General features: G+C 52.4%; 4 protein-coding genes. 1 reads left to right on the forward strand and 3 read right to left on the reverse strand.

The genetic code is table 11. The annotated features are described in order from the left end of the window. Positions 1-64 precede the first annotated feature (64 nt). The gene (locus Q0510_RS22325; protein ID WP_298716660.1) at positions 65-862 is read right to left on the reverse strand and encodes a DUF2231 domain-containing protein; all 798 of its coding nucleotides are present in this window, start codon (positions 860-862) and stop codon (positions 65-67) included. Positions 863-1,241: 379 nt separating this feature from the next. On the opposite strand from Q0510_RS22325, the gene Q0510_RS22330 reads away from it, so the two are divergent. Further along, positions 1,242-1,958 (forward strand): porin family protein, encoded by a 717-nt coding sequence (locus Q0510_RS22330; protein ID WP_298716662.1) that lies wholly within the window; start codon positions 1,242-1,244, stop codon positions 1,956-1,958. An 8-nt stretch (positions 1,959-1,966) separates the two neighbouring features. Here the strand turns inward: Q0510_RS22330 and Q0510_RS22335 are convergent, their stop codons facing one another. Together Q0510_RS22335 and Q0510_RS22340 are read right to left on the reverse strand one after the other, a co-directional pair. Further along, positions 1,967-3,742, reverse strand: a complete 1,776-nt coding sequence (locus Q0510_RS22335; RefSeq protein ID WP_298716664.1) for a tetratricopeptide repeat protein — start codon at positions 3,740-3,742, stop codon at positions 1,967-1,969. A gap of 54 nt (positions 3,743-3,796) precedes the next feature. Beyond that, positions 3,797-6,064, reverse strand: a 2,268-nt coding sequence (locus tag Q0510_RS22340; RefSeq protein ID WP_298716666.1) for an FtsX-like permease family protein, incomplete at its 5' end; no start/stop codon positions are given.

The raw sequence follows: 6,064 nt of genomic DNA on the forward strand, positions 1-6,064 counted from the left end.
CCCGCCTCTCCACCACCGGCCGACAGCCTGCAACGGCCGCAGCCTCCAAATCCTTAAACTTTTATCATCCGGCCGGCAATTCCAGGAAGAGTTTACCACCGGAAAACTGCAATGGATAAACGGGTATCCCTGTTTTGGCGGGCCCTGCTTTGGGTGCGCCGGAATGCACATCGAACTGGGAGCCGTGCCAGGGGCATTGCACCGTGCCGCAGATCATCGCGCCGCCGGCCAGGGAACCGCCGCGGTGCGGACAATGGTCATCGAAGGCAGCGAAGCCGTTTTCGGTACGTGCGATAACGATGCGCTTGTTATCCACATGAACAAGCATCATCTGGTCGGTTTTCAGTTCCCCGAAATCGGTGATTTCTACACGGCCACTCTGCGCCTGCAGGTGCAGTTCCTTCCATTTACCGGCCTCCGCGAAGCGGTGATCCACGCCGATCTGGTTGCGCGCTACGAGAGTGCCCCCCATCCAGCCGGCAAAAACCATCAATCCAACAGCCACCGCTTCCAGCAGCAGGATGGTGGTGATATCGTTCTGCCCGTTATGGGTGCGGTAGATGAGCGTTCCTGCGAAGATCAGCAGTACGCATACATTGGTGATGCCGTGTTTGGCCGCGCGCTTCTTGCCGGAGCTCTTCGGGGGCACCGTGTAGAGGTAATCGATCACGCCGGGTATGGCGGCTGCAACGGAACCGATGATGCCGGCAACGATCATCACTTCCGCGATGTCGCTGTAGAAAATTTTGCCCGAAAACCATCTCAGCCCGTCAAAAACGAGGGCGCCCGTGAAGAATGCGATCGGAAAGGAAACCAGCATTGGGTGCAGCGAATGGCCTTTGATACTAGCTTTGCTTCTCATGGCTGGGGGTTTTGTTACGGTTGTTAAAGAAATGCTTCCTCCTTTCTTCAACAAAATGCAGGCCGTGCCTACGAAACGCGTGCGTCCGACTGCCTGTTCCGCTTCCTTTCCTTCAACATTTTGATGACGCTGAGGGCGAGGGCCAATAAAGTGGCACCTGAAATAATGATCAATCCTCCCTCCCAGATGAATTTACACGCTCGGGATCGCCACCATGACCCTGGTGGGAAAAGGGCTCAGCCGGCTGCGTGCCAGCCGTGTGCGTGCTGCTTGATCCGGATATGCGCGCTGGTCTAAGTTATGTCCGTGTTAACTTCACAGGAAGCCAGTAACATCCCAGGCAGCGGTCCGTTCAACGGATGCAATCAACATTTTCCCCATGAGAAAATTATTTATCTTTCCCTTTTCGCTATTCTTCTTCCACGCTGCTGGCGCCCAGGTACGTTTCGGAATTCAAGCAGGATATAACCAATCGGGCGTTTCCATGAAAGCGGAAACGTACAGCACGAGAGGGCTGTCATTTAACGCGGTTTCAGGGTTTCAGGCCGGCATCCTGGCAGACATTCCTTTCGGTGATTATTTTGCCATACAGCCCCGGTTCCGTTACCTGCAGCGGGGTTTTGATGCAGAGGGGATTGTTCCGGGGCCATCAGACGGGCCCATCGATGCCAACATCGCTACGCGGTATCATTACCTGCAGTTGCCGCTGCACTTCCTGGGCAAATATCCCCTGGGGCCGGGGCGGCTTTTCGCCGGCGGCGGTCCTGTCCTGTCTTACGGCGTCAGCGGCCGGGTAAAGAGCACTTTTGTAGATCATTGGGCCGGTTACGGCCCCGGAACCGAAACGGAAAAAGTATATTTCCTCGACAAAGAAAGGGATTATGAAGCGGCGCTCGCCCGGAAACAATATATCCGTCCATTCGATGCGGGCGTGGGATTTACCGCCGGGTATGAATTTCATTTTGGTTTGATGATCGGCGCGGGTTATACGTTGGGATTGACGGATGTGGATCCTAATCCGCAAATCTCACAGAAGAGCAAAAGCTGGAACGTGAGCGTAGGGTATTTATTTGGTACGGCGTCAGCAGCGCGATAAACTTCCGGCTATTTAAACGGCAGATGCGAGATCAATATCTGCGGCCGGGCGTGTTTTTTACTGATACTGTAATAGAAAGCGGAGGCCCATTCATCTGCCCGGTCTACCTTCGGGCCCAATGTGATTTCCTTGATCGAGGAGTTTACCGGAACGAGCTCGATATACACTCTCGGGGGAACGCTTTCCTTCAGAATCTGTTTTTCAAACCCGCTGCCGTTGATGACGAGCCGTACTTCATGCTCATATTGATATTCAATACTTTTGAAGAGAAAGGCAATTTCATTGATCAGCTTGAAGATATTGGAAATATCGGCCGTGGCCTCGGCCTTGGTGGCATCGGTTTGGGTACGCAGATCAGACAGGTAGGCGTTCAGTTGATCTTCGATGGCTTCGTCTGCCCCGGGAATGATGAACTGGCCGCCTTGTCCCAGGTAGGCTACGCGGTAGAAATTAAATTCCGCGTCGGTATTCAGCTGGCTGCCGGTTTTTGTTTCGCCGGCTACTGCATTCCTGAGGGTTCTGAGGAATTCATCCCTGCTGATGGTGAGGGCGCATCCCCTGGCTTCCTCCTTTGCTTCTTTCCCATACATTCTCCATAATGTAAGGTCGTCGTGCTTGCTTTCTGCGACGAAGCTGCCGATAAAGGGTTTCGGCGCAAATACCTGTGCAATGAGCGCGTTGCTATTCGCCGGCGCGGCGTGGATGGCAAGGTAATTATACAATTCCCTGCCTTCTGAAGTATCGTTCAGAAATGCGCCTTCCGACAACCTCAGTTTGCTTTCTTCGAGGATGAGGGCCCTCGCCACCGTGAGGCTCGTATAATGTGTTACGCAATTATCCGTAAACAGCAGGAGTTTTTTGATGTGCTCTACAATTTCGCTGGCTTTTGTGTAGGTGTCGTTGTCAAGGATTTTATTCAGCTCCTCTACCTTCGAGGTGGCAATCTCCGTGTAGAAGTCGGGGGCAGCCTTGGTTACAGCAATGTACTGTTCGAAATCCTTCAGGGCGTTTTTATAATTCTTCAGGCTCAGGTAAGACAATGCCCTGTTGTAAAGGGCTACATCATTAGCAGGGTTTAAATCCAACGCCAGCGAGAAATTCCTGATCGCTTCCTCGTGGTCTTCCTTTTCCTGGTAGGTATTTCCCAATTCCAAGTAGATATCTGATTCGTCATTTGCCTTTTCCAATGCTTTATTCAGGTTTTCTATGCTTTCTACTAAATCACCAGTCCGCCTGTATGCCACGCCCAGGTTATGATAGATCTGCCAGGCGCCGGATAAGGTCAGTGCTTTTCTGAAACTTTCAATCGCCTGATCCAATTTTCCTGTTTCCAGGTATACATTCCCGATCCCGTTATAGCCACGGAAGGAATTCTCATCTTTCAACACTGCTCTTTCATAGGAATGCAGGGCGGCATCAAAATCCCGCTGATCAATAAATACATGTCCAAGCCCCACATAGGCTTTGGACTCGTCGGGTGCGGATTTCAGTACTTCTTCAAAGCAGGTAATCGCCTCCTTATATTTACTATTCGAATAAAGCCAATATCCCTTAACGGTAGTTGCTGAATTGCTGGAAGGGTTGATAGCAAAAGCCTTATTCAGATAATTCTCGCATTCCTCCATCTTTTTTTGCGCGTTGCTTACTTTTGCTCTTTCCGCGTAAAGGTCCGCGCTCCCGTAATCTTCCAAAAGCTGATCGTTCAGGGTATTTACAATAAAATCATACTGATTTTGGTCGTATGCTTTCTGCATATCCTCGATTAATTTCTTAACTGGGATCATGGTAGGTTGGGATTATAAGGGAATTTACGAAATATCCGGTATATCTCCGATTCCTCAATCCCCCAGGCTCTTGACCGGGTTGGCCATTGCCGCCCGCACCGACTGGAGCCCTACCGTAATGAGCGCTACCAATAAGATCGTACCGCCCGCCATCGTATAAATCCACCAGGGCATATCAGCCCGGAGCGCGAAGTCCTGCAGCCACCGGTGCTGCAGCCAGACGGCCACGGGGATACCGATGCACATAGACACGGCCGCCAGTTTCACGTAATCCTTCGCAAAAAGTCGGACGATCCCTCCCACGCTCGCGCCCAGTACTTTCCGGATACCGATCTCCCGTGTGCGCCGCGCTATGCTGTGCGCCGTCAGCCCCAGCAATCCAAGGCAGGTGATGAAAACGGTAAACGCGGTGAATACAGACACGATCGATCCAAACTGCATGTCTGCTTTAAACTGCCGGTCGTACTGCTCGTCCAGGAAGAAATAATCGAAAGCCCGCCCCGGTTGATGCGTGCGCCAAATCTTCTCTATATCTGCGATGGTTTCCGCTGCTTTATTTGCCTGCAACTTCACCGAAAAGTATTGCGCAAACTGCGATTGGTTGACAAGGATCATGGGTATAGCCGCATCTTTGACGGATCGCTGCGCGAAGTTTTTCGTCACGCCCACCACCGTACTTCCCCCCTGGTAGGAAAGCCTTTGCCCGATTGCTTTTTCCGGAGATGTGAAACCCAGCACTCTGGCGGCTTCCTCGTTGATTAACACATCATGGTCACTGCCACCGGTTTCATAGAAATTCCGGCCTGCGGAGATGCGGATGCCCATCAGGGGCAGAAAGTGCGCATCTACCGGGTATGCGTAGAAATTATAACTGTTTGGTACTGCGCCCTCGCGTTGTACATTGTTGGTGGTATTCATATCATTCACATCAGCACCTGGCAGTGATGTGGAGCGCGACACTTCCTGTATGGAGGGCAGTCGCAGTAACGACTCCCGTATCGCCAGCTGGCGGCTCAGGCGCAGGGAGTCTCCGGTACCGTCGAACAGGTCTTTTATTACCAGCACCTGTTCCAGGTTCACGCCTTTGTCCTGATTTTTCATGAAATGCAACTGGCGATAGATGACCAGTATAAAGGAAATGACCACTACCGCTACGGTGAATTGTCCGACCACCAAAACTCTCCGCAAAGCACCTCCTTTGGCACCACCACGTCCGGTAGTCCTGGCCATTACAGAAACGGGGTTGACCGTGGCCATCATCATCGCAGGCTGCAAGCCCGACAGGAAGCAATTGACGGCAAACAACACCGTACAAAGCCACCAGAAGCCAGGCGCGCCAATTACCGGGAGGTTCACCGGTTTATTAACCAGTTGCAAGTAAAACGGCGTCAGCAATGCGAGGAGGACCAGTGCCAAAAGGAACGCCGCGAAGTTCACGATAACGGATTCCAGGAGAAACTGTCTAACGAGCGTGGCGCGCGTGGCTCCCATTACTTTACGGATGCCTGCTTCCTTCCAGCGTTCGGAAGCGCGTGCGGTAGTGAGGTTGACATAGTTTATAGCGCCGATCAGCAGGATGAGGACCGCGATAACCAGCAGGAAGTTAACGGTATCGATGTTGCCGGGCGGTTCCGGTTCATAGCTGCGGGTGGAGTACAGGTGGATATCTTTAATAGGCGCAGCGGTAAGGATCTCGTTGCGGAGCCGTTCTTTGGATAGCCGGTGCAGCTTGCGGTTAAATTCTTCCAGCGATACGCCATCGGCCAGCTCTACATACGTGTAATTATTGTTCGTATTCCAGGAATCGAGTCCCGGGTCGGTTTTGGTGACCCGTTGGAATGGCAGTAACATATCGAATTTGAGGTGGGTACTTTCGGGAATGTCTTTGAAGACGCCGGTGATGGTAAGGGGTTCTCCTGCGATGGTGATCACTTGTCCCATGGGGTCTTTCGTACCAAAGAGCTGTGCTGCGGTTGATTCGCTGATGACGGCTTCGTTTGGCCCCCGGAGCGCCCTGGCCTTTATGCCTTTCACAAAATCCACCTGAAAGAGTGAAAAATATTGCGAGTCCGCCGCAAACACGCGGTCTACGATAAAGCCTTCCGCTCCTACCCCAACTTCCGTATTCCCGATATGCTCCACGCGGGCATAGCTGACCACTTCCGGGAAATCGCGCTGGAGTCTTGGGCCGAGTACGGGATAGCTTTCACAGTCTGTCACAACAAACTCGGAGCCGTTGTATAGATCGAGGGTGATGCGGTGGAGGCGGTCGGCTTTGGGGTGGATGTTTTCGTAGCTATGTTCGAGCCGGACGTAATGGAG

It is taken from the genome of uncultured Chitinophaga sp., from assembly GCF_937874145.1.
Lineage (GTDB): Bacteria > Bacteroidota > Bacteroidia > Chitinophagales > Chitinophagaceae > Chitinophaga.

What these genes read in the sequence shown, in the direction of transcription:
- Q0510_RS22325 (WP_298716660.1), bottom strand. Translation starts at nt 862, where the DNA reads ATGAGAAGCAAAGCTAGTATCAAAGGCCATTCGCTGCACCCAATGCTG.
- Q0510_RS22330 (WP_298716662.1), top strand. Translation starts at nt 1,242, where the DNA reads ATGAGAAAATTATTTATCTTTCCCTTTTCGCTATTCTTCTTCCACGCT.
- Q0510_RS22335 (WP_298716664.1), bottom strand. Translation starts at nt 3,742, where the DNA reads ATGATCCCAGTTAAGAAATTAATCGAGGATATGCAGAAAGCATACGAC.